The following is a 25,307-nucleotide window of genomic DNA, read 5'->3' on the forward strand; positions in this document are numbered from 1 at the left end:
TGCCATTGCTTTAGTCATTGGCTATTGCCTTTGTTGTTGCCTTTGTTACCTTTGTTGTTGCCTTTGTTACCTTTGTTGTCCTTGTTGAGTTTGAAGTTCAACGGAATGTCTTTTTCCAACGGAGTGACTGCCGAGGAACCACCGACATGCACGCGATATTTTCCATCAACAGTAGCCCACTCGCCATCAGCCCAGTTCGCTAGGTTGTCCGGTTCTTCCGGAATGAAATAAGAAAACGGGTGGTTGGAGTCAACCTGGTTAATCCGTACAGTCACCTGTTGGCTTTCACCTGGCTCAAGGTCAACCTTCTCGAAGTTGACAAGTCGCTTAGTCGGCTGCCCCGCCTCATCCGGCAGAGTCAAGTAGACCTGTGCCGCTTCTTTACCGGCAACGTCACCAGTATTCGTGATAGTGAAGGACACGTCAATACCTGACAACGAGCCGTTATTGCCGTTGTTGTTGTTGCCTTTGCCCTTCCACTTTCCTGGACCATCGCTTTCACCGCGGACCTTCTTCACCTTCAGATCGTCATACTCGAAAGTCGTGTACGATAAGCCGTACCCGAATGGGAAGACTGGCTTCACATCGTTTGCTTCATACCAGCGGTAGCCCATCTCTAGACCCTCAGTGTATTGAGCGATTAGCTGGTCGGAACCGTCACCGTATGCGCCAGGGCCACCTGGCTTGCCAGTATCTTGACGCGTTCCAGGGAACTGCTCCTCAGTCGCGAAGGCAGCTTCACGCTCGGTCGCACCGAACGTCATAGGCAGCTTGCCGGAAGGATTGACTTTACCATAGAGCAAGTTGGCCACGGCATTACCATCCTCCATGCCTGGGAACCAAGCCTCGAGCACCGCAGGTACCTCATCCAGCCACGGCATTAGCACCGTACCGGAAGTCTTCAGGACCACAGCGGTGTGCTCCGCGTTTGCCTCCAAGACCGCATCGATCAGCGGTTCCTGCTCCACCAAGTCCACGTGATTACCTCGCGTGTCAAGGTCGATGGCCGGGAAGCCAAGGGTATCGCGGTCCACAGTCTCATGCGGATTGTCGCCGACCATGAGCAGCACGACATCGGACTCAGCGGCCAGCTTAGCGGCAGCCTCCGGGTCACGGCCATCGTTGTACGTTACTTCAGTGTCGTAGCCCAGCTCCTCGATGACGTTTTCCAGGCCCTCCTGCGGAGTGACCGTGTAAGGAGTCACGACGTTCTCGTTGGTGTCCTTAGTGGAGCGCGGGGACATCTTGGCCTCGCCAGCGAACCACTCAACGCCGATCAGCGCGATCGACTTCGGCTCGTCGTCCAGTGGCAGGAAGTCGTTATCGTTCTTTAACAGCACGGCCCCTTCCTCTGCCATCTTCCGTGCGCTTGCACCGTTAGCAATTGGATCGACAATTTCCGGCAGGAACTCATCATAAGGCTCATCCATGTGACCAAACTCAATCATCTTGATGTAGCGCGGACGAAGAAGATTGTCTAGGTCATCCTCGGTTACCTCACCTGAATCAAGGGCATCCTGGATTTTCTCCTCAGTGTAGTACTGTGGTGCCCAGTCTAGCTCGACATTCATGCCAGCCTTGATGGCAGCAACCGTGTCGTGAATTGCGCGACGGTCACTCATGACATAACCGTCAAAGCCCCAGTTGTCGCGCAGGGCATCTTGTAGCAATTCAGAGCTATCACAAGCATAAGTGCCGTTAACATCAGGGAACGAACACATTACTGAAGCTGGGTCAGCATCCTTGACGGTCATCTCGAAAGGCAGCATGTACAGCTCGTTCATGGCCTGTGAGGGAACTTGGACACCCATCGTCCATCGCTCAGTCTCTTGCTCGTTGCCGGCCAAGTGCTTAAGCTGTGCCTGAACGCCTTGGTCCTGGATACCTTTGACTTGCTCAGTCGCCAGTATACCCGTCAAGTACGGGTCCTCACTGAAGTACTCATAGTTCCGGCCATTGTACGGGTGACGCACGAGGTTCATGCCCGGTCCGAGCAACACGTGATGCGCGAAGGCACGAGTTTCTTCGCCAAGGATTCGGCCTGCCTCATAGTTCAGCTCGCGGTCGAAGGTCGCGGCCATCGCCGGGGTGGACGGTAGTCCCGTCGCCTCCGGGTCATTGCCACACGATCCGCCCTTTACGCCCGTACCACCGTTGGTCATGCGGATTGTGGGGATGCCCAGATCCTCAATCCCATGGATTTGCCGGCCAGTGTCCTGCCACTCACACCCAGGCAAGGTACCCTCGGGCGCGAATTCGCCGTTCTGGTACTTGCTACTACCTTTTTTGTCGATGACTACCGTCTCACCAGTGTCGTTCTCATTAAAGCGTGAGATGGCGATTTGCTGGATTTTCTGTTCCATCTTCATCTCATCGAGAAGCAGCTCGGTGCGCTCCTCAGCAGAGAGCTGAGTGTTCATCCAGGGGTCGGTCCCTTCCGTTTCTCTGTTCATCGCATTAGCAGGATTTACTAACGTAGACAGGAAGATCATTGCTGTCAAAAAAATTAAATTAATTCGTTTTCTCATCGTACACTCTCCCTACTATCTAGTTGTCAATTAGCATTGAAATAATTAGTTTTATCGTCTTAATCTCTCCCTACTAAATATATTAGTATAGAGAAAAACTATTACGCTAGTATGACCGGTTAATTACAAAACAGACACAAAAAACACGAGATTAGTAACGCTAAAGTCCTGTCAGTGGTATTCAAACTCTTTAGCAAACAATAATTTGCCAAATTAACAATCAAAATAAATAAATTTTAATGAGTATTATACTTATTATTTTAAATATACTGAAATAGGAATGCCGATATTAAAAACAGCCTATTACTAGTATGAAAAACAGCCCCTATGTTGAACAAGCTTTGTTCAACATAGGGGCTATAATTTTCTTTTAGAATCAGCATTTGTAGTTGTGTTTTATTCAATCTTTATTCCAAACCAACATTTAGAATCAAAAAAACTGGTTAGTATAACTAACCAGTTTTTGCGTCACGACCGAGTTGTATGCGAACAACTGCATCGGTTTCTCTATTTACATTTATTCAACAGTAACCGACTTAGCCAAATTACGTGGTTTATCCACGTCACAGCCACGGTGTAGAGATGCGTAGTAGCTGATTAATTGTAGCGGAATAACAGAGACAAGTGGCGTTAATAATGGGTGGACATTTGGTAAGACAAGTGTATCGCCTTCTTCTTCCATGCCTTCCATTGCAATGATACATGGGTTTGCGCCACGTGCCACTACTTCTTTCACGTTTCCGCGAATGTTTAGGCTAACCGCTTTTTGTGTTGCCAATGCGAAGATTGGTGTTCCTTCTTCGATTAACGCGATTGTTCCGTGTTTCAATTCTCCACCTGCGAAGCCTTCAGCTTGGATGTATGAAATCTCTTTTAGTTTAAGAGCTCCCTCCATGCTGACACAGAAATCTAGGTTACGACCGATGAAGAATGCGTTACGTGTTGTTGATAGGAAGTCTGTAGCGATTTGCTCCATTTTTTCTTTTGAATCAACAAGAGATTGAACCGCGTTTGCCACAATACTCATTTCGTGTACGATATCGAAATCTGCTTTGCGACCCGCTTTTTCAGCTGCAACCGCTGCAGTGATTGCAAGTACCGCGATTTGAGCAGTGTATGCTTTTGTAGAAGCAACTGCGATTTCAGGACCTGCATGTAGTAATAATGTGTGATCCGCTTCACGAGAAAGTGTTGATCCTTTGGCATTTGTTAGGGTTAATGTTGGGTGACCCAATTTTTTGATTTTCACCAATACTTGTCGACTATCCGCTGTTTCACCAGATTGTGTGATAAACAAGAATAATGGTTTTTTCGACAATAACGGCATGTTATAGCCGAATTCACTTGAAATATGCACTTCCACTGGAATGCCAGCAATCTTCTCAAAGTACTCTTTTCCAACTAAACCAGCGTGGTAACTTGTGCCTGCCGCAATAATATATAAACGATCCGCTTCATTTAAAGCAGTAATGATGTCTTGATCAATTTCAAGTTCACCTTGTTCATTTTGGTAAGCTTGAATGATTTTTCGCATCACACCTGGTTGCTCATCAATTTCTTTTAACATGTAATGAGGGTACGTACCTTTTTCAATATCGCTCATATCAAGTTCAGCTGTATATGAATCACGTTCTACAACTGTACCGTCCAGTTTTTGAATTTCAACTGATTCTTTTTTCACAATCACCATTTCAAGATCGTGAAGTTCCACGTATTGGTCTGTCACTTGAAGCATCGCCATCGCGTCTGAAGCGACTACGTTGAAGTCATCACCAAGGCCAACTAGTAGTGGGCTTTTGTTTTTTGCGACAAAAATTGTTTGTGCTTCTTCTGCATCTAGCAAAGCAATCGCGTATGATCCGTGTAATAACTCAAGTGTATAACGGAATGCTTCAGCTGTTGTCATGCCGTCTTTCGAGAACTTCTCGATAAGTTGCACAATTACTTCTGTATCTGTATCTGATTTCATTTCAATGTCTGCTAAATATTCTTTTTGCAGTAAGTGATAGTTTTCAATAACACCGTTGTGAACAAGTGTATAACGACCTGATGCACTCTGATGAGGATGTGCATTTAATTGGTTTGGAACTCCGTGAGTTGCCCAACGTGTGTGACCAATCCCTGTTTTTGCCGTTACGTCATCTTCAACTGCTAGGCGTAAATCAGCAATACGTCCTTTTTCTTTGAATACTGTTACGCCATCTTCATTGCGTACAGCAATCCCCGCTGAGTCATATCCGCGGTATTCCAATTTTTCTAAGCCTTTTAATAATATTTCCTTCGAGTCTAAATCTCCGATGTATCCTACAATTCCACACATAATTTAAAATCCTCCAATAAATTCAAATGAAATAAACGTCCTGCATTGTTTGCAGAAGTTATTTATGTGCCCTCTTTTTCCTTTTAGTCGTAAAATCACTTCTACGGTTTAAGAAAAAGAATAACGACCAGGCATCGTGGCCGGGAGGTATCCGCCGAATGTTCGATACTCCTCCACCTCGTCTGCTGAAGATCCATTTCCGTTCGATTTCTTCAGCTCAGGCGCTATCATTGTTTTCCGATTTTTTAACGCGCTTTGCTCACTCCTTTTTTGCGCGTGACGTAGTCAGTTGTCAATGACTTACAATTCACGTCAACCACCTTATCATACTTAATTCGCGTGTATACGTCAATCAAGTACATATAACCATTGTATTCCAGTGAAATAGATTGGCTCAAGAATCATGCCAATCTTCTCTCTGCGCAAAACAAAAGAGCCGCATTTCTGCGACTCCCTAAAACAAACCTGTAACAGCACCAAATACCAATGCCAAGCCAATCACAAAAGCTGGATGCATTTTTACTTTTTCCAATAAAACATAGCTTGCCACTATTAAAAACAACGTGTAACCAATGCCAATGCCTTCTACCGATTCCTGTGCGAACTGAATCGTCATGAATCCAAGTAATACGGCGATCACCGGGCGAATTAATTTCGTTAAGTTTTTCACTTCTGGCTCATCTTTGTATTTCAATAAGACAGCCATCATGCCTACCATCAATAATAAAGATGGTGCTATCGTTGCAAACAATGCGACGACCGCTCCTACTATCCCACCTTCTGCATAACCGATATAGCCTGCCATTTTCGTGGCAATGGGACCAGGCAAGGAATTACCGATTGCGACAACTTCACTAAATTCCTGTGTCGACATCCATTCATAATTGCCTACGACTTCATGCTCCACAAGAGGGATTGAGGCCGGGCCTCCTCCATAACCTAATATACTAGGAATAAAAAAGGCTACAAACAAGTGCCAATAAATCATGCCTTTTTCCTCCTTAACAGTAATGGATAGAAGGCAAAAGCGATGCAACCCAGGATAACAAATGCAGGATGAACATGTAAACCTTCTATTAATATAGCTGCTAATGCCACTATTAATATGGCTACTTTCCAGGTAAGTGTTTCACCGGATTTTTTGATGAAATCCCAAGTCATTACTCCAAGCATAACAGCCACAACCGGGACAACAGATGCTGACATATGTTGTACCCACGGGATATCTTTGTACGCTTGCAGCAATCCAAGGAAGATAATCATCCCTACGACTGTTGGAATAACTGATGACAGAATTGCATTGAGACAACCCCATATGCCCGCTACTCGGTACCCAATATACCCTGCCATTTTCGTGGCAATCGGACCTGGTAAAGTATTGGCAAGTGCGAGTATATCCCCAAATTCGTCGTCATTCATCCACTTATATTTTTTCACTACTTCTGAGTGGACTAAAGGAATCGAGGAAGGTCCTCCCCCAAAACCTAACATGCCAATTCGAAAGAAAGCCAAACTAATATCGCGTTGAAGAGCACGTCCTGGACGTTCGGAAGTGTTCTTCGATGTCACTTGTTCTACCAAGCTGCGATTGCTCCGTCAGTTCGGGATTCCGTCCCGCCTTGCAATACACCTGTTTCTGGATTTCTCCAGATGATTTGCCCACGTCCAAAACTTCCACCATCCGTCGTTACATGGATATCGTGGCCTTTTCTAACTAAACTCTGAACTAAATAATTCGGGAATTCCGGCTCAACGTGAACCGTTTTTCCTTTTATCCACTGCCAACGCGGCATATCAAGCGTCGCTTGAGGATTCAATAAGTAGTCAATGGTATTAGTGACAACTTGGAAATGCCCTTGAGGTTGCATGTAACCACCCATCACGCCAAATGGTCCTACTGCTTTGCCGTCCTTCGTCAAGAATCCTGGGATAATGGTGTGATACGTACGTTTGCCACCTTTTAATACGTTTGGATGTGATTCATCAAGAGAGAAGTCATGTCCACGGTTTTGTAAGCCAATTCCCGTACCGGGCACCACAATGCCAGAGCCAAAGCCCATGTAGTTACTTTGGATATACGAAATCATGTTTCCTTCGTCATCCGCTGCAGCCAGGTAAACCGTTCCTCCTTTAGGAAGTTCATATGGTTCAGGGTTGCTAGCCGTATCACTAATGACAGCCGCTCGCTTTTCTGCATATTCTTCAGACAGTAAATGTTCCACACTGACTGGCATCATTTCTGGTTCTGTGATAAATGCCTGACCATCCGTGAATGCCAGTTTCATCGCTTCAATTTGCTGATGGAAGGTTTCCGCACTTTGCCAAGCTGGTGGGTCCAGTTTCTTGAAGACATTCAACGCCATTAGCGCGACCATGCCTTGGCCGTTCGGTGGGATCTCCCACGCATCGTATCCACGATAATTTGAGGACACAGGTTCAACCCATTGCGGTTTATATGTAGATAAATCTTCTTTCGTTAAGTAACCGTCATGCTTTTTGAAGAACGCATCGATCTTGTCGGCAATTTCACCTTCGTAGAAATCACGTGCATTCGTTTCAGCGATCGCTCGCAATGTTTTCGCATGACCAGGTGAAGACCATACCTCCCCGATTTCAGGAGCACGGCCATCAGGAGCAAAAGTTTCGAACCAAGCAGCGAATTCTTCAGATGTGAAGGTTTCTTTATACTTTTTATAAGCAGCTTTCCAGTACTTCCCAAGAATCGGTGATAATGGATAGCCTTCTTCTGCATAGCGAATTGCAGGAACGAGTACGTCTTTTAATGGAAGCTTCCCGAATTTTTCCGATAGCTCTGCCCATGCAGCTGGAACCCCTGGAACAGTGACAGGAATTACACCGAATACCGGCATTTTTTCATGTCCTTTTGCACGAATGGCTTCAGCAGATATGGACTGTGGTGCTGGACCTGAAGCATTCAGACCATGAAGCTTATCCTTTGTCCATACAAGTGCGAACGCATCGCCACCTATTCCGTTTGATGTAGGCTCTACAACTGTTAATGCAGCCGCTGTCGCGATTGCAGCATCAATCGCATTTCCACCTTTTTGCAAGATTTCGAGACCTGCTTGTGCTGCTAGTGGTTGCGATGTCGCGACCATGCCTTTCTTCGCAAAGACGGTATGGCGTTTTGCTGCAAATGGGTGGTGTAAGTAATCCATGATGATCCCCCTCTAATTCATTTGTTTCCTTGTAAATATTTAAATCTTAGTACCCGCAAAATGACAAGCTGCAAAGTGCCCTGGTTCAATTTCTTGCCAAGCCGGTTTATCAACTTTACACATATCTTGCGCAATCGGGCAACGTGTGTGGAATGGACAACCACTTGGAGGGTTAGCTGGGTTTGGTAAATCACCTTGCAACCGGATTCGCTTCAAATTCTTTTGAACGGTTGGTCTCGGAATTGCTGATAAAAGTGCTTGTGTATAAGGATGGATTGGGTTTGCAAATAATCCTTGTACAGTTCCAAGCTCCACGGTATTGCCTAGATACATCACTAACACACGGTCGCAGAAATAACGCACAACACCCAAGTCATGTGAGATAAATAAATAGGATAGCTTGTATTTTTCTTGCAATGATTTCAATAATTTCAACACTTGTGCTTGTACAGAAACATCGAGTGCAGATACCGCTTCATCACAAATGATAAAAGACGGATTCAAAGCAATCGCACGGGCAATCCCAATCCGTTGTCTTTGACCACCACTGAATTCGTGAGGATATTTTTCAAAGTGCTCTTCTTTCAATCCTACTTCATCTAGCAAGTCGATTACACTTTTACGTTTTTCCTTTGCAGACATATTGGTATGCATCGTGAATACTTCTTCTAGAGCGTGCCCAATACGTTGGCGTGGATTTAGTGATGCAAATGGATCTTGGAAAATCATCTGCATTTCTTTGACAAACTTCAATTTCTCTTTGCGTTTCAAGTCTTGTATTTCTTCATTCTTATAACGGACTTTTCCTTCAGTTAACTCTTCAAGACCGAGGATGGCACGACCAAGTGTTGATTTTCCACAGCCTGATTCACCGACTACTCCTAGACTCTCGCCTTCATATAATTGTAGTGAAACGTCTTCGACGGCTTTCACATGTCCTTGAACACGTTTTAAAATGCCACCTTTAATAGGAAAGTATTTTTTTACACCATTTAATTCGAGGAGTATTTTTTGATCAGATTTGGGCGGTAAGGTGACCATGTTTAACTTCCTCCTCTACTTTTTCATGCAACCAACAACTCACTATATGCCCTTCTTTAGTTGAGAATTCAGGTGGTGCGATTTCACGGCATATATCCGTTGCGAATTTACAGCGCGGATTGAACCGACAACCAGAGATTTGTTCAGTCAAACTTGGCATCGACCCTGGAATGGGTTCCAACTCAAAGTCTGGGTCATCGACATTCGGAACTGAATTCAACAAGCCGATTGTATATGGATGCTTTGGATTCTCGAATATTTCGGATACTGTACCTTCTTCAACTTTCTTCCCGGCATACATAACCATCACTCGATCTGCTACTTCAGCTACCACACCCATATCATGCGTAATCATCATGACACCCATGTTTAGCTTTTCTTTCAACTCATTGATCAAGTCCAAAATCTGTGCCTGAATTGTCACGTCCAAAGCAGTTGTTGGTTCATCCGCAATTAGCAAACCAGGACTACAAGCCAAAGCGATGGCAATCATGACGCGTTGTCTCATTCCCCCACTGAGTTCATGTGGATATTGATTGATTCTTTTTTCCGGGTAAGGGATGCCGACTTGTTTTAACAATTCAATCCCTTGCTTATTTGCAGCACTCTTGCTTATTTTATGATGAAGAATTAATGGTTCACGTAATTGATACCCAACAGTCAATACAGGATTTAACGCCGTCATGGGTTCCTGGAAAATCATCGATATCTTCGTTCCACGCATTTTTCTCATTTGTTCGAATGGCAAGTTATGAATTGGCTTCCCTTCATACTTCACTTCTCCACTCGTAATGCTGCCATTACTCGGAAGTAGTCCTATGACAGAGAGGGATGTGATACTTTTCCCGCAACCGGACTCGCCCACGATACAGAGTGTCTCTCCTTTCGCAACGGAAAAGGAGACATCCCGCACAGCTTGGACGTTTCCGTCTGCCGTGCGGAATTCAGTTACTAAATTGTTCACTTCGAGTAATGTCTCCATGTTGTTTACCTACTTTCTAGTAACGTTTTTCAAGTACCATTTACCAGTTGGGTTAATTTGAACACCCGAGTAATTTTTATCCAATGCAGTTGTCACGATGCCGTGGTACATCGGGATGACGACATTTTCTTCAATCATTAAGAAGTTTGCCTCATTTAATATTTCTTTTCGCTCATCTTGGTCAATCGTTGTACGCGATTGAACGACTAGCTCGTCAAACTTCGGATTGCTATATTGTGAACGGTTTGATGAACCCACGTTATCGCTATGGAAGTTCGGATATAATAACTCAGATCCATCTGCCGTTACATTTGACCAACTCAAGAATGTTAAATCATAATCACCTGCACGCGCTGTATCCAGGAATGTAGCCCACTCCATTGATTCAATTTCAACTTTAAATCCAGCTTCTGTTAATTGAGCTTGCACGATTTCAGCCATCAAGATGAAGTTGTCGCGATTTGCCGTCAATAATTTAATCGGTTTGTCTCCGTATCCATTTTTCTCAACCAATGCTTTTGATGCTTCAATGTCAAATGGAGTACCAGCTTTGTTTGCAGATTCATCATATCCAAATACTTGAGGTCCGATGACACTGTCACTTCTTACACCAAGCCCGTTTAACTTCGAAACAAATGCATCGCGGTCCATTGCAGATGCTACCGCTTCACGGAACTCTGCGTCCTGGTTTCTTTCTTGTGAATGGTTGAATGCCATGTAATAAACGGCAGTACCGTCTTTCTTTTCAATATTGATGTTATCCATTGATTCCAATCGTTTAATTTGTTCTGTTGGCAAGTTATCCAAGAATTGAACTTCACCTGTTTGGAGCATGGAAATTGCAGTTGAAATTTCAGGTACTACTTTTAACACGATTTTCTTAAGTTCAGGTGCCCCATCCCAATACTCTTCGTTTGCTTCCAATTCAACTTGATCTCCTGGTGTCCAGCTAACGAATTTGTATGGACCAGTTCCCACTGGATCTTTCATTAAATCTTGTGCTTTATCCGCAGTCGGGCTAACAATTGCCGCATTTGTATGTGATAAAGCGGCTAAAAACGGACCGTATGGATATTTGGTTTTGATTTCCACTGTGTTTTCATCTATTACATTGATTACGTCAACTGGCTCCAATAAAGATGCACGTGGTGCAGCAGTCGCCGGGTCACGCAATTTATCGAATGTGTATTTTACCGCTTCTGCATTGAACGGTGTTCCATCGTGGAATTTAATACCTTCTTTTAATTTGATGACCCAAGTGTTTTCATCTGGGTTTTCATAAGATTCCGCAAGCAACGGTTCAAATTCTTTCGTGTCGCCGTTGAGTGTAAATAATTGTTCATATACATGTTCAGTGACATTTGCAGATACGGCGTCATTCATCAAGATTGGTGATAATCCTACTGCATCCGAAGTGGATGCATACGTAAATGTCTCATTGCTTCCTGTACTTTTTGATCCATCTGAATTTTTCGGTGCTGATGCTGATTCGCCTGAACATGCACCTAATGCTAACATTGCACTTAGTAAGACTGTACCCCATAGTGTTTTCTTCATTGTTTTTCCCCCTGGTCTGTTTGTGTTTTTTCTATTATTGAATATCCATATTCGGATCTAATGCATCTCGTAGTCCATCTCCCACTACGTTAAAAGCAAATACGACCAACATGATGACGATACCTGGGACTATTGTTAAATGTGGAGATGTCCACATGTAGTCCTGGCCCTGTGCGATCATCGCTCCCCACTCCGGTGTCGGTGGTTGTGCGCCCAATCCTAAATAGCTTAGTGATGCGGTGGATAGGATTGCCGTACCCATTCGCATTGTTGCAAAGACAATAATTGGTGCCATGGCATTCGGTAATATATGACGAAGCATGATTCGTAAATCAGATGCCCCGAGAGATTTCAAAGCCATGATATATTCCTTTTCCTTGATCGATAAAACCGAGCCACGTACAATACGAGCACAACTTGGAATCGACCAAATACTGATAGCAATCGCTACATTCACAAGACTTGTTCCTAAAATGGCGATAATTAGCATGGCTAGTAAAATCCCGGGGAATGAGAATAGCAAATCCACAATTCTCATAATGATTCCATCCAGTTTTTTGTAGTAGCCACCCAACAAGCCAAGTGTGATTCCACCAATAAGTCCTAGAGAAACAGCAGTGAAGCCTACTAACAAGGAAATTCTCGCTCCATGCACGATACGTGACCATACATCCCGACCATAATTATCAGTACCTAACCAATGGCCATCGGAAAACATAGGAAGTTCACTTTCGACTAGACTTTGTTTTGCTGGATCGTAATTGGCTATTGCTGGTGCAAAAATCGCCATTCCGATTTGCAAAAGAATAATGATGATTCCTACTACCGCCAACTTGTTTTTCAAAAGTCTTTTTATCGTTGTGATATACACCTTTTCTTTTTTCTTACGTACAGGGGCCTGTACATCTATCAGTACCGCGTTCGTCATGAGTTGCCTCCTTCCATCAGCTATAGTTAATTCTTGGATCAATCATTGTATACACGATATCCACAATTAGGTTTACGACTACAAATAGCGTAGCCACTAGTAGTACAGATGCCTGAACCATCGGGAAGTCTCTCATTGCAATTGCATCGATCATGAGTCGCCCTACTCCATTAATTGCAAAAACTTTTTCAGTAATAATCGTACCTCCGAGTAATGCACCGAAATTAAGTCCAATAACCGTAATAACAGGAATCATTGCGTTTTTTAAAGTGTGAATCCAGATTACGTTTTTTTCTTTCACCCCTTTAGCACGGGCAGTTCGAACATAATCTGCTTTTACCACTTCAAGAATGGATGACCTGGTCATGCGAGCAATCATCGCCGCCGAACCTGTTCCTAATGTAATAGCCGGAAGAATCAACTGTTTTATTCCTTCCCATGTATAAAAGGGATCCGACAGACCCGCAACTGGAAGCCACTGTAAGTTAACGGAAAAGACCAATATGAGGATGGCACCTAACCAAAAGTTAGGAATAGATATCCCCGCCAGTGCAACGGTTGTTGATGTTACATCCAACCAAGAATTATGTTTTAAGGCTGAGATTAAACCTGCAATGATTCCTATAATAATTGCCACAATCATACTAGCAATGGCGAGTTTTAATGTATTCGGGAAACGTACGGCAATAGCCTCCGAAACCGATTGTTTAGATTGATAGGAATAACCAAAGTCGCCTTGCACTGCATTTCCAAGGTATCGACCATATTGAACAAGAAATGGATCATTTAGACCAAGATTGTCTCTAATGGCTACTAAGTCAGATTCCGTTGCAGTAGGTCCACCAACCATTGTGGCTGGATCTCCAGGTGCTATGAACATGGATGAAAATACAAGAAATGAAATACCTAGTAATAAAAAGACAAGTTGTATTGCTCTTCGGACAATCAAAGCTATCATTTGCTCCCCCACTTTCTTACATTTGTTAATCGATAAGATGATTTTAATTAACAAAAGTATTTATATATTAGTTGTGATTATATATCAAGAAAAATTAAAAATCTATACGAATATTCAAATAAATTATATTTTTTCGATTTATTAGACCTATTAGGTTTTACATGGACAATTTATCATTACATTTCGGAATAAAAAAAGGAGGAATAGAAACAAAACGATACAAAAGATACAATAATTTTTGAAATCGTTTTCATACATTTCGTTAGCAGAAATATTTCCACAAAAATACCCCTAACATTCACTCTGGAATGTTAGGGGTTATTAGGTTTTTATAGTTTCAAGCCACTTCGACTCTTAAAGCGTCTCAATAAAATATGGCTAGCCACTCGTGTAATACCATCCAATGCATATAGTTCTTCATTAATGAACTTCTCTAAACTAGAAAAATCATCAACTAAAACATGCATATGTAAGGTTGAGGGACCTGTCATTTGGTAACAACTCGCTACGCTAGGATTATCAGCTAACGTTTCAGCGACTTCCACTAGAGAAGACGGTTCACAATCCACTTCAAAGAATCCAGATACTCCCTTTCCAACCTTTTCAGAATTAATTACGACCGTAAAACGTTCGATAACACCCTCTTCTTGTAGTTGGTGCACACGCTCTCTTACTGCAACTCTTGATAAATTTAATTCTTTCCCAATATCTACATACGACAAACGACCATTGGCAGTTAATAATTCAAGAATACGTTTATCTGTTTCATCTAATCGCATATACACCCACCTCTCTTTATCACCTTTTAGATATTATACGGAAATTCATTTCATTTGGGAAGTTAAATCATGTAATACATTACAACCTGTTTGGAATTACTGTGTTGATCTAACATTTTGATAGTATCAATTTGAAGACTCAATTATTTCCCACGGAATAAAAAAACCAGCCTCCAAAGAAGCTGGTCATCTACAAATTATTCTGTTAAGCCCATTTCAGCACGTACCACTTCTGCGATTCGCTCAACATAACGTTCACAATCTTCTTTCGTTGATGCTTCAACCATCACACGCACTAATGGCTCTGTACCAGAAGGACGTACAAGTACACGGCCATTACCAGCCATGTCAGCTTCCACTTCATCAATAACTGCAGCTACTTTCGCATTATCAGTTACACCATGCTTATCCGTTACTCGCACATTCACAAGTTTTTGTGGGAAAATGGTCATTTCTGCTGCAAGCTCCGATAATTTTTTACCTGTTATTTTCATGATATTCACAAGTTGCAGACCGGTTAATAAGCCATCTCCAGTTGTATTGTAATCCAAGAACACGATGTGTCCAGATTGTTCTCCACCAAGATTGTAGCCATTCTTTTTCATTTCTTCGACTACATAACGATCTCCTACAGCGGTTTGAACACTCTTCATGCCATGTGATTCAAGTGCTTTATAGAAGCCCATGTTACTCATTACTGTTGACACGACTGTATGTTGGTTCAAACGATCTTCTCCGTGTAAATGTTTCGCACAAATGTACATAATTTGATCGCCATCAACAATTTGCCCTTTTTCGTCTACTGCTATTAAACGATCTCCATCACCATCGAAAGCCAGCCCTACGTCTGCCCCTTTATCTAGGACAAACTTAGCTAGTACTTCAGGATGAGTTGATCCTACGTTTTCGTTAATATTCAAGCCATTTGGTGATGCACCCATTGTTGAAAGATCTGCATCTAAATCAGCAAATACATGAGTTGCTAAAGAAGACGTCGCCCCATGTGCACAGTCTAATGCAACATGAATTCCAACAAATTCTTCATCCACTGTTTGTTTCAAGTAACTAATATATTTTTGTCCACCTTCAAAATAATCAGTCACACTTCCTAATTTCCTGCCTACTGGACGTGGAAGTTCATCTGTCTCTGCGTCTATGAGTGCTTCTATTTCCGCCTCTTGCTCATCTGTTAATTTAAATCCATCAGAACCAAAGAACTTGATTCCGTTGTCTGCCACTGGATTATGAGAAGCAGAAATCATAACCCCCGCTTCAGCACTCATTACGCGTGTTAAATAAGAAACCCCAGGTGTACTAATCACACCTAAACGCATTACTTCTGCTCCTACCGATAAGAGGCCTGCTACAAGTGCACCTTCTAACATATGACCAGAAATACGTGTATCACGACCGATTAATACTTTTGGTCGTGCACTTGATTCTTTAGTTAATACATATCCACCGATACGTCCCAATTTAAATGCTAATTCTGGAGTAAGTTCACTATTGGCTACTCCTCTTACACCATCAGTTCCGAAATATTTACCCATTTATTTGCTCTCTCCTTCAAATCCAAACTTAAGCTCGTTGTATTTCTAGATTTACAGATGGTATAGATACCGTCCACGTCACGTTTTCTGGACCTTCTACAGTGACATGCAATTGGTTCTCACCAGTTTCTACATTACTAGCATCCACAAAAACGTGAAAGTCCGTAGCACTCAATCTGTTGATCAATACATCTTCACCTTGAATGGTCAAGGTGAGTTGTCCACTTTCTGGTTGAGTGAACGTGTAGGTATCTGTATCATTCAATCCTCGTACTTCTACATTCATAAATGCAAACTCACGTGAGGTTACTTCCTGATCCACTTCCACATTCTCTATTGGTTTAACTTGCGCCGATTCTTCTTTCTCCGTGTCTACTTTAGGAGCTGATGTCACATCCACTTTCACTTTGACTTCCTTCTCTGATAGACGAGAAACACCTTTAGGTACGGGCACTTTAATAGGTACTGTTTCCGAGGTATCAAGCGCACTCACATCGACATCTATGAAAATCGCCTCTAAGTCATCTATTACACTGCGGCTTCCGAATAAACGGACCTTCGTGATATTTGGCGTTAAATCATTAATGGTGACTCCTTCTTTTGGAGACCCTTTTTGTCGTACCTTAATCGGAACTTCTTTGCTGTATTCTTCAATTTCCAATGTTACTTTCACATGTTCTGGTTCAATTATTACATTTTCTAGTTTACCCAAATTACGATCCAAGACACGAATATTGACTTTTTGACTAAAAGATTCATTAAGCCCTTGTTCTGCACTGACCGTTGCTTTTACAAATTCAATGTTTTCAATCACACTTTTTGGACCCGTTACGCGAATACGATTAGGATCAGTCGTCATGTTTTTAATAACAAAGTTCTCCTTAAGGAGACGCTCATTAATTTCTGGTTCTACATCAAATTCCATTGAGATTCGTTCTTCGATATTCACCGTAATATTAGTTGTATCGAGCTCCACTTGCAACTTATCAGAAACATTTTCAGTTTGAATCCTAACAATATGTTCACCAATTGTTGTGTCACGTAAATCCACAAACACAGTAAAATCTTGTAGTGCTTTCGTTCTCATTAAAATTGCACGCGGTCCGGAAATTTTCATATCAACTGTTTGAGGCACACCAGTTACAATTAAATTATCGTCATCGTAATAGACTTCCACGGGAATTTCTTGAATAACATCCGTAATATCGGTGCTTTCCACATTCTTCGTTGATTCCATTTCGGACTGAACGGTAAAGAACAAAAGTACGGCTAGTAGAAGTGCCGTAATACGAAGAAACCATGGATTATCCATCAGTTTATCCATTCTTTTTCCCCCTCCATGGCCACTTCGAGCTATTTTCCACCTCGGGTTCAGGTCCGAACCACACTTTACGTAAACGTGTTTCAAACTCTTCCATGGATAGATTTCGGTGAAGATCGCCGTTAGAAGTTAAACTCACTGCTCCTGTTTCTTCGGATACAATGATTGTAATGGCATCTGTTACCTCGCTGATCCCAATTGCAGCTCGATGCCTTGTGCCAAGCTCTTTTGAAATGAACGGGCTTTCTGACAAAGGCAAATAACAAGCCGCTGCTGCAATCAGATTTTTGTGCATAATGACCGCTCCATCATGAAGTGGAGTATTTGGTATAAAAATATTAATTAATAATTCCGAAGTGACAACCGAATTTAGAGGTATCCCTGTTTCAATATAATCATTTAAGCCCGTTTCTCTTTCAATAGATATCAACGCGCCTATTCGACGTTTCGCCATATAACTAACAGATTTTGTCATCGCTTCAATTAAGCGATTTTGCTCTTCCGCTTCTTGAAGGTTTGTGCGGGCAAAGAGCTTACCTCTACCTAATTGCTCTAGTGCTCTTCTGATTTCCGGCTGGAAAATAATGATGATTCCAATAAAACCCCATGTGAGGACTTCATCCATCATCCAACTAAGCGTATTTAGTCCAAAAAATACTGTTAATATCCGAGCAATAATAATTACAAAGATCCCTTTTAATAATTGGACAGCTTTCGTCCCTTTTATCAAAGTAATAATCTTATAAATCACAAACCACACGAGTAACACATCAAGTATATTAACGACCACGTTTACCGGCGTCAAGTCTGTAAATTGGTCAATAAACGGCATGTGGCATCCCCCACTTTTCCTTACATATTCATATGGATTTAGTATAACATAAAGTTCCAGTTTTCAAAGAAAAGCGATAATTAGCTTTGCTCGTGCCACGCCCAAGTTAATTGAGTGTGAACCTGTAACTAAGACCTAGTCAAAGCAAAAGCCCACCCACTTTGGGCAGGCTTAATTGGGCACACAGTTGTGGGTCATGAAGGCGTTGCGAAATTTCTTAGTTCTGCATTTTGCGACGAGTAACCGCAGGAGCACCACGATGTCGCGACCTTAGCCTTCGTACCTCAATCATCAAAGAATGAAGCAACGTCTTTCGTGCTAGCTTTCATTTTGTACCATAGCCAATCGAATACTTCATTAATTTCCTCTATTTCACCAGTAACATTTGCTGTTGATGCCATATATTGCGTACCATTAATAACGGTAACATTTCCATCAACTTCCCCATCGATTTGAATATCGCCATTTGTTACTACGATATCCCCTTTCACCGTCTCGCCAGCAGGGACGATTACTTTCTCACCCTCAACCACGATATTCGGTTGCTTTGTAAATGAGAACTGTTGATCATCGTTAAAATTTGAGAAAAGTGAAGCACTCATTAAAATCATAAACAGTGCTGCCGCCGTTAACATTGGGTGATTATGAAACCAGCGTTTCATCCCAACCCGTGATGTTTCTTTTGGCAAGCGTGATGTGACGCCTTCTACAAAACCACTCGGTGCAGCAATATGTGAAGCACTTTGAACGAATGCCGCTATTTTGCTTAACTCATGCATATGTTGTTGACAAGTCATACAACTAGACAAATGTGCTTTAAGTTCCAACTCGTGTTCTTGGTTAATATCGCCATCTAAATATTCGTGCATATAGTGAACGATATGATCTGGGCACATGTTCATCGTGATTCCCTCCTACATGTTACTCAATTGCTTCCTTAGCGCTTCACGACCTCTATGGATACGGGTTTTCACTGTTCCAAGTGGCATCTCTAAAATATCGCTAATTTCTTGGAGCGGTAAATCTTCCATATATTTAAGTACAATAACTGCACGATATTTATCAGGCAGTCGACTAATTTCATATTGAACACGGTCCTGCATTTCCATCTTTAACACTTCTTCTTCTGGTAATTCACCGGTTGCCGCAATTTGTGAGTACATATTCAATCCTTCCGCACCCGCAACCTCTGCATCTAGAAAATAATCCGGTTTCTTCTTTCGAATGCGATCGATACATAAATTGGTACCAATACGATACAACCAAGTTGAAAATTTCCGTTTCGTATCAAACGTATGAATGTTAATAAATGCCCGGACAAATGCTTCTTGTGCTATATCTTCCGCTTCATGTTTGTTGCCTAACATTCGGTAACAAACACGATATAATTTATCCTGGAATAACTCGACAATCTCCGCGAATGCGTTTTGATCGCCTTTTAACACTTCTTTTATTCGTTTGTTGATCAACGCATCCATCGTGATTTTCCCTCCGCTCATGCGGCTGTCTTACCTATACGAGCTAAAGGTTCGACAGGTTTCATATATTTTATATTAATTTAATTATATCAGAATATATTACTAAATACTTACAATTCCAGAAAAGGCGTTACTTTTTATATACGACACATTTACATTACAAGTTTCATGAATTGAATAAAAAACTGCTCGACCACGTATTGAATACGCTTGGTCGAGCAGTCTCTATTTTAAACTAATTTTTCTCCAAATAATGAACCCATTAGTGCAACGGCCACATCAGCCGTTTTGTTCTGCTCATCTAGGATTGGATTAACTTCTACAAATTCAGCAGAAGTAATCATTTTGCTCGAAAATAACATCTCCATAGCTAAATGGCTTTCTCGGTAGGTTATCCCACCCGGAACTGGAGTTCCTACGCCTGGTGTAAAGAGTGGATCTAAACCATCTAAATCAAGAGATAAATGAACCCCATTCACATTGCGGTCTTTTAAGTACCACATGGCCTGGTTCATTACTTCTGTCATTCCAAGTTTATCAATCTCATGCATTGTGAAAACTTTAATTCCTTTTTCTTTAATCAATTCACGCTCTCCTGGATCAACTGAACGTGCACCAATTATTACTACATTTTCCGGCTTGATTTTCGGTGCAAAATCACGAATATTCACTAAATCATCGTCACCTAAACCGATACTCACAGCAAGTGGCATTCCGTGAATATTACCGGATGGAGATGTTTCTCCTGTATTTAAATCAGCATGTGCATCGTACCAAATGACTCCTAGGTTTTCATAGCGATCGCCCAGACCCGCTAGTGTTCCGATGGCAATACTATGGTCTCCGCCAAGAACCAATGGGAATTGGTCGTTTTCCATTACTTCATTTACTTTATTTGCAAGGGCATTACAAGCTTCTAGAACCTCTTTTTTATTACGCAGGATTGCATGAGGCTCTGTTTTACTATTAAAAGATGCAATCTTGATATCGCCTTCGTCCGTCACTTGATGACCGATTGCTTCTAAACGTTCTATTACTCCAGCATATCGGATTGCACTTGGTCCCATATCGACACCACGTCGAGCTTGTCCTAAGTCCATTGGAACTCCTATTAATGAAATGTTCAATTTATTCATTTTTTAATTCCCCCTCACTTACGTATCTCCATTGTAAAACGTGAAGGGGTGTTGGCTCAACCTCACACTATATTGCATGTTTATTCATCATATCTATCAACTTATTATTGATAATTGGCCATTCTTCATCAGTGATGGAATACACGACTGCATTACGCGGGTTACCAGTAGAGCGAATTCGTTCATTTCGTAAAATGCCTTCTTTGACAGCACCTAATCGCTCAATTGCTTTTTGTGATGCCAGGTTTTGTTCATCGGTCTTTATTTGCACGCGAATCATTCCCAGCTTTTCAAAGGCATACGTAAGTAACAACCACTTAGACGTAGTATTTACATGCGTGCGTTGAAACGATTTGCCATAGAAAGTCGATCCAACTTCACACGTATTATTCACGTAATCAATATTATAAAGACGAGTTGACCCACGTAACTCATCTGTTTTTGAGTGTGCTACTACAAAAGTAATGACTTGATCGGTGGTTTGCATTTGTTTGTAACCTGCACCCATCCACTTCTCGAACTCTTCATACGATTGAATTTGATTGACCATATGTGTAAAAGTTTCTGGAGTCGCCAAGTTCCATAAACGTGGAATGTCAGCTTCTTTCATTGGTCGTAACGTTACGTCATCATGTTTTAATATCAAACTCATACAGGCAACTCCTCTAATTGGCTTTTCCTAGAATTATATAAAACTTTAGCCAATATAAACAGATTGCGGTCTAAATAATGTATTGTCTTCGGCTTGTTCCATTGCATGCGCTGTCCATCCAACAACTCTTGCCACACTGAAAGTAGGCGTGAACAGTAAAGGATCCAGATTGATTGCTCGCATAATAGCAGCTGCATAGAACTCCACATTGGTATACAATCCACGACCTGGCTTACGCTCATTTAACAGCTGTATGATTTCTTTTTCGGCATATGTCGCGAGATCCAACCATGCATCCTCTCCTTGTAGGGCTAGGCATTTTTCACGAAGTAAAATGGAACGTGGATCCTCTGTTTTATAAATGCGATGTCCAAACCCCATGATACGTTCCCCTTTTGCTAATTTTCGTTCGATGACATTTCGCACTTGATCCGACGTTTCCATTTCGTCCAATAAATCTAATACTCCTGAAGGTGCTCCCCCATGCAAAGGGCCTTTCATCGTACCCAATGCTGACACAATGGCTGAAGGAATATCAGACTCTGTTGAGATTGTAACCCTTGCAGCAAATGTAGATGCATTCAAGCCATGCTCCATCGTTAATAACAAATACGTCTCAAGTGCTTCGACTTGTGCACGTGTTGGGGAATTACCCGTCAACAAAAATAAAAAGTTCGCCGTGTGTCCTAAATCATTTCGTGACTCTATTGGATCAAGCCCTTTCTGTTTTCGATAATAGGTCGCCACAATGACTGGTAATGCCGCCGTTAATAGCACAGATTGCTCATATTTCGATTTCCCAAGAAATTCGGGAGTCCCAAAAGCAGAAATCGCTGTTTTCATGGCATCCATCACCTGCAGTTCTATTGGTAAAACTTGCAGCAAGTTAACCACATGCTGTGGAAGAATTCGACCTTTTATCAACAATGGAGATACTAGTTCTTTCTTTCCTGTCCATAAATATATGGACAATTGTTCAAACGTTGAGTTAGGAATAATCTTATCCACAAGTTCTCCTCGATAACGTAATTCCCCTTTTTCACCATCCACAGATGCAATCTTCGTATGCACAGCTACCACGTCTTTTAATCCTTTTTGAAACATATCCATCGCCTCCTCTTACCATAAGTATATGTACACTCATTGATTTGAAAAATTAAATAGTTATAATTGTATTAATTAACTTTCTTAATTAAAGGATGCGATACTATGGAAATTCAATGGCTCAAAACGTTTAGTGTTGCTTCGAAAACTCTTAACTTTCGCAAGACATCTGAACAGTTGATGATGTCTCAACCAAGTGTCACTGTTCACATTAAATTATTGGAAGAATTTTTAGGCATCGCTTTGTTTGAACGCATCAAAAACCGTGTTTCTCTGACCGATGCTGGAAAATTATATGTAGAAAAAGCTGATCAACTTCTCCATCAATTTGAGGAAAGTGTTCAATTCATTCACGCATATAAACAAGGCTTTCGGAGAAAATGGACAATCGCCATTAGTCCTTTAATGGCAGAAACCATCTTGCCATATATATTACGAACATTTATGCATCAACATCCAGATCTTGAAATCACCATCCGCGTAGAAGAATCGAATTTGATTGAGAGCCTTGTGGATAAAGGGAAAGTCCATCTAGGAATTTCTGCTATTGATGCACATGCAAAGCATATTCAATCGATTCCGATTTACGAGGAACCTCTTTTATTTATTGCACCAGTGGACGATTACGATGATGAAAGTGGACCGACTATCGATGTGATGGAATACTTAAGCGTCTATACTTTATTGACACACCACCATCCAGTCTTCTGGGAAGATGTCCTATTTCAATTACGTAAACATATGGCCGGTATACGAACCATGAAAGTATCACAAACCCATATCACCAAACGATTTATCCAGGAGGGTCTTGGTATCTCTTTTTTGCCCCATTCAATTGTGCGACGAGAACTCCTAGAAGGAAAATTAATGAATGTTCACTTCGATTTATTTGAATTACCGAAAGTCACCACATATGTTTTGGTGAAGCAGCAACATGAGCTTGAACAGGAATTCATTCAATTATTGTCTTCACATTATTTTGGCTAATTCCTGACAAAGAGAATTGTGAAATACTTAGTAATTCTGCACGTATTGCTCTTTAATCGGAGTCGTTCCTTGTTTATTCGGCATATCAAGAGTTTTAATCTGTTTCCCCCATTTATATAGGCTATAAATGGGAATAATCATCCGTCTCCAACAATAAATAATTTGTAGTTATACAGGTGTGGGGATATCCCTGTTAATAAGTTCAGTATATTCACATATTGTGGATGAATTCACCGACTTACTAACAATCGAAATACTAGTCCTTTCTTTCTAGAGCATAAAATATGGGCAACTTGAAAAAGGAACATGATCTTATCCACAATTTCTCTTAAAACTTTGCTAACCACTCGCTCTAAATCGGCATTAATAAAAAAAAAACACCAGCATTCACATGTGTGAAGGCTGGTGCTTTTGAATAGTAGCTATTTTGATGAATGAACAAAATCAACGAACTTGTTGACAACTCCATCTAAAAATGTCAGTGTAGGTTCGTCCGAAAGACGTCCAGAAGCGAATTTTTGATTAGCAAAACCAATCGAGACTTCATTTCCTGCCGGAGGCATCATATTAACTTGTAATCCAGTCAAAATTTGACGCAAATGCAACTGAGCTCGAATAGTTCCCATTGGGCCTCCCGCGACGCCTGCTAACGTCACTGGTTTGCCTGCCATCACTTTGTCGACTCTTGACAACCAGTCAATCGCATTTTTCAATACGCCAGAAATAGACCAGTTATATTCTGGTGTAATAATAAGGACTGCATCCGCATCTGCGACACGTTTTTTAAATTCTAACACGGATTGAGGTGGATCATTTTCTTCATCTTGATCATAAAAGGGTAGCGCTTTGATATCTAGTATGTCCATCTCAAACTGATCTTTATAACGTTCCTGTATCGTCAGTGCAAGCTGCATATTAAGCGATTCTTTCCTAATGCTCCCAACAATCGTAACAATTTTCATGTGTAAGCTTCACCTTTCTTTGATTGCTTTTCTTGTCATACTGTTGGTATTCCGTCTATTAAAAATTAGTCCATAAATCTATGTGTGCTGTCATTCATTCTGAGTTTACGCATGAACATGAAATATTTCTACTCAAAAAGGAGCACGCATCATATTGTACACCTGGATTATCTGCGTTTAAAGAAATACGGCTTATTCTAAATGTAGTTTAGTTTGGAGTTTCAGAAAAAAAAAACCTTTCCAATTAATATGGAAAGGATTTAATATGTATTAAAAAATATGGAGCCTAGCGGGATCGAACCGCTGACCTCCTGCGTGCAAGGCAGGCGCTCTCCCAGCTGAGCTAAGGCCCCTAAAAGAGTGAGTCACATAAAAAATGAGCCATGTAGGATTCGAACCTACGACCCTCTGATTAAAAGTCAGATGCTCTACCAACTGAGCTAATGGCTCGAGAATATGGCTGGGGAACCTGGATTCGAACCAGGGCGTGACGGAATCAAAATCCGTTGCCTTACCGCTTGGCTATACCCCAATAATTTAAAAATGGTGGAGGGGGGCGGATTCGAACCGCCGAACCCGAAGGAACGGATTTACAGTCCGTCGTGTTTAGCCACTTCACTACCCCTCCAAGGGTAAAAATATGGTGGAGGATGACGGGCTCGAACCGCCGACCCTCTGCTTGTAAGGCAGATGCTCTCCCAGCTGAGCTAATCCTCCAATAAAAAGAAAATGGTGACCCCTACGGGATTCGAACCCGTGTTACCGCCGTGAAAGGGCGGTGTCTTAACCGCTTGACCAAGGGGCCATTTATGTATGCATAACGAGTATGTATTTTTTGGAAAAAAGCTTCCAACCGGGCTCGAACCGGTGACCTCTTCCTTACCATGGAAGCACTCTACCTGCTGAGCTATGGAAGCAAGAAAGTGGCTCCGAAGGTAGGACTCGAACCTACGACCAATCGATTAACAGTCGATTGCTCTACCACTGAGCTACTTCGGAACAGAAATAAAAAA

At 41.8% G+C, this 25,307-nt stretch carries 21 protein-coding genes and 8 tRNA genes; 1 reads left to right on the forward strand and 28 read right to left on the reverse strand.

Annotation, left to right across the window (positions count from 1 at the left end; genetic code table 11):
- Positions 1–14: 14 nt before the first annotated feature.
- The 19 genes from GY23_RS12075 to GY23_RS12165 all read right to left on the reverse strand — a co-directional run bounded on the left by GY23_RS12075 (position 15) and on the right by GY23_RS12165 (position 22,345).
- A complete protein-coding gene (locus GY23_RS12075) occupies positions 15–2,528 on the reverse strand; it encodes a beta-glucosidase family protein (RefSeq protein ID WP_075619472.1) in 2,514 nt (837 codons plus the stop codon).
- Between the two features lie 517 nt (positions 2,529–3,045).
- On the reverse strand, positions 3,046–4,848 hold the full coding sequence (gene glmS, locus GY23_RS12080; protein WP_075619473.1) for a glutamine--fructose-6-phosphate transaminase (isomerizing): 1,803 nt from the start codon (positions 4,846–4,848) through the stop codon (positions 3,046–3,048).
- Positions 4,849–5,302: 454 nt separating this feature from the next.
- On the reverse strand, positions 5,303–5,836 hold the full coding sequence (locus tag GY23_RS12085; protein ID WP_075619474.1) for a chromate transporter: 534 nt from the start codon (positions 5,834–5,836) through the stop codon (positions 5,303–5,305).
- A complete protein-coding gene (locus tag GY23_RS12090; RefSeq protein WP_075619475.1) occupies positions 5,833–6,429 on the reverse strand; it encodes a chromate transporter in 597 nt (198 codons plus the stop codon). The genes GY23_RS12085 and GY23_RS12090 overlap by 4 nt, the downstream gene beginning before the upstream one ends.
- On the reverse strand, positions 6,423–8,027 hold the full coding sequence (locus GY23_RS12095) for a gamma-glutamyltransferase family protein (protein ID WP_075619476.1): 1,605 nt from the start codon (positions 8,025–8,027) through the stop codon (positions 6,423–6,425). The genes GY23_RS12090 and GY23_RS12095 overlap by 7 nt, the downstream gene beginning before the upstream one ends.
- 39 nt (positions 8,028–8,066) lie before the next feature.
- On the reverse strand, positions 8,067–9,068 hold the full coding sequence (locus GY23_RS12100) for an ABC transporter ATP-binding protein (RefSeq protein WP_075619477.1): 1,002 nt from the start codon (positions 9,066–9,068) through the stop codon (positions 8,067–8,069).
- A complete protein-coding gene (locus tag GY23_RS12105; RefSeq protein WP_075619478.1) occupies positions 9,043–10,050 on the reverse strand; it encodes an ABC transporter ATP-binding protein in 1,008 nt (335 codons plus the stop codon). Before GY23_RS12105 ends, GY23_RS12100 begins: the two co-directional genes overlap by 26 nt.
- Positions 10,051–10,059: 9 nt before the next feature.
- On the reverse strand, positions 10,060–11,607 hold the full coding sequence (locus GY23_RS12110) for an ABC transporter substrate-binding protein (protein WP_075619479.1): 1,548 nt from the start codon (positions 11,605–11,607) through the stop codon (positions 10,060–10,062).
- Between the two features lie 34 nt (positions 11,608–11,641).
- Complete coding sequence (locus tag GY23_RS12115; protein WP_075619480.1) at positions 11,642–12,535, reverse strand: ABC transporter permease; 894 nt, start codon at positions 12,533–12,535, stop codon at positions 11,642–11,644.
- Positions 12,536–12,551: 16 nt separating this feature from the next.
- A complete protein-coding gene (gene nikB / locus GY23_RS12120) occupies positions 12,552–13,493 on the reverse strand; it encodes a nickel ABC transporter permease (protein WP_075619481.1) in 942 nt (313 codons plus the stop codon).
- Between the two features lie 329 nt (positions 13,494–13,822).
- Complete coding sequence (locus GY23_RS12125) at positions 13,823–14,272, reverse strand: Lrp/AsnC family transcriptional regulator (RefSeq protein ID WP_075619482.1); 450 nt, start codon at positions 14,270–14,272, stop codon at positions 13,823–13,825.
- Positions 14,273–14,469: 197 nt separating this feature from the next.
- A complete protein-coding gene (gene glmM, locus GY23_RS12130; RefSeq protein WP_075619483.1) occupies positions 14,470–15,822 on the reverse strand; it encodes a phosphoglucosamine mutase in 1,353 nt (450 codons plus the stop codon).
- A 28-nt stretch (positions 15,823–15,850) separates the two neighbouring features.
- Positions 15,851–17,146 carry a CdaR family protein gene (locus tag GY23_RS12135; protein ID WP_075619484.1) on the reverse strand — a complete coding sequence of 432 codons (1,296 nt, stop codon included), beginning with the start codon at positions 17,144–17,146 and terminating at the stop codon, positions 15,851–15,853.
- On the reverse strand, positions 17,139–17,975 hold the full coding sequence (gene cdaA, locus GY23_RS12140; protein ID WP_075619485.1) for a diadenylate cyclase CdaA: 837 nt from the start codon (positions 17,973–17,975) through the stop codon (positions 17,139–17,141). The genes GY23_RS12135 and cdaA overlap by 8 nt, the downstream gene beginning before the upstream one ends.
- Before the next feature lie 284 nt (positions 17,976–18,259).
- Positions 18,260–18,877 carry an anti-sigma factor family protein gene (locus tag GY23_RS12145; RefSeq protein ID WP_075619486.1) on the reverse strand — a complete coding sequence of 206 codons (618 nt, stop codon included), beginning with the start codon at positions 18,875–18,877 and terminating at the stop codon, positions 18,260–18,262.
- 12 nt (positions 18,878–18,889) lie between these two features.
- Positions 18,890–19,453 carry an RNA polymerase sigma factor SigW gene (sigW, locus tag GY23_RS12150; protein WP_075619487.1) on the reverse strand — a complete coding sequence of 188 codons (564 nt, stop codon included), beginning with the start codon at positions 19,451–19,453 and terminating at the stop codon, positions 18,890–18,892.
- Between the two features lie 230 nt (positions 19,454–19,683).
- Complete coding sequence (rocF, locus tag GY23_RS12155; RefSeq protein WP_075619488.1) at positions 19,684–20,589, reverse strand: arginase; 906 nt, start codon at positions 20,587–20,589, stop codon at positions 19,684–19,686.
- 67 nt (positions 20,590–20,656) lie between these two features.
- Positions 20,657–21,241 (reverse strand): GNAT family N-acetyltransferase, encoded by a 585-nt coding sequence (locus GY23_RS12160; protein WP_211270671.1) that lies wholly within the window; start codon positions 21,239–21,241, stop codon positions 20,657–20,659.
- 45 nt (positions 21,242–21,286) lie between these two features.
- Entirely contained in the window at positions 21,287–22,345 is a 1,059-nt protein-coding gene (locus GY23_RS12165; protein ID WP_075619489.1) for a citrate/2-methylcitrate synthase, read from the reverse strand.
- A gap of 105 nt (positions 22,346–22,450) precedes the next feature.
- On the opposite strand from GY23_RS12165, the gene GY23_RS12170 reads away from it, so the two are divergent.
- Positions 22,451–23,332 carry a LysR family transcriptional regulator gene (locus GY23_RS12170; protein WP_075619490.1) on the forward strand — a complete coding sequence of 294 codons (882 nt, stop codon included), beginning with the start codon at positions 22,451–22,453 and terminating at the stop codon, positions 23,330–23,332.
- A gap of 422 nt (positions 23,333–23,754) precedes the next feature.
- Here the strand turns inward: GY23_RS12170 and GY23_RS12175 are convergent, their stop codons facing one another.
- From GY23_RS12175 to GY23_RS12215, 9 genes are all read right to left on the reverse strand, one after another.
- A complete protein-coding gene (locus tag GY23_RS12175) occupies positions 23,755–24,294 on the reverse strand; it encodes an NADPH-dependent FMN reductase (RefSeq protein WP_075619491.1) in 540 nt (179 codons plus the stop codon).
- A 280-nt stretch (positions 24,295–24,574) separates the two neighbouring features.
- A tRNA-Ala gene (locus GY23_RS12180) sits at positions 24,575–24,647 on the reverse strand.
- A gap of 24 nt (positions 24,648–24,671) precedes the next feature.
- A tRNA-Lys gene (locus GY23_RS12185) sits at positions 24,672–24,744 on the reverse strand.
- A gap of 7 nt (positions 24,745–24,751) precedes the next feature.
- A tRNA-Gln gene (locus GY23_RS12190) sits at positions 24,752–24,826 on the reverse strand.
- A 12-nt stretch (positions 24,827–24,838) separates the two neighbouring features.
- A tRNA-Tyr gene (locus GY23_RS12195) sits at positions 24,839–24,922 on the reverse strand.
- A 13-nt stretch (positions 24,923–24,935) separates the two neighbouring features.
- Positions 24,936–25,011 (reverse strand) — tRNA-Val (locus tag GY23_RS12200).
- Between the two features lie 13 nt (positions 25,012–25,024).
- A tRNA-Glu gene (locus tag GY23_RS12205) sits at positions 25,025–25,099 on the reverse strand.
- A 39-nt stretch (positions 25,100–25,138) separates the two neighbouring features.
- Positions 25,139–25,211, reverse strand: a tRNA-Thr gene (locus GY23_RS12210).
- Between the two features lie 7 nt (positions 25,212–25,218).
- Positions 25,219–25,293 (reverse strand) — tRNA-Asn (locus GY23_RS12215).
- Positions 25,294–25,307 lie beyond the last annotated feature (14 nt).

It is taken from the genome of Paenisporosarcina indica, assembly GCF_001939075.1.
GTDB lineage: Bacteria > Bacillota > Bacilli > Bacillales_A > Planococcaceae > Paenisporosarcina > Paenisporosarcina indica.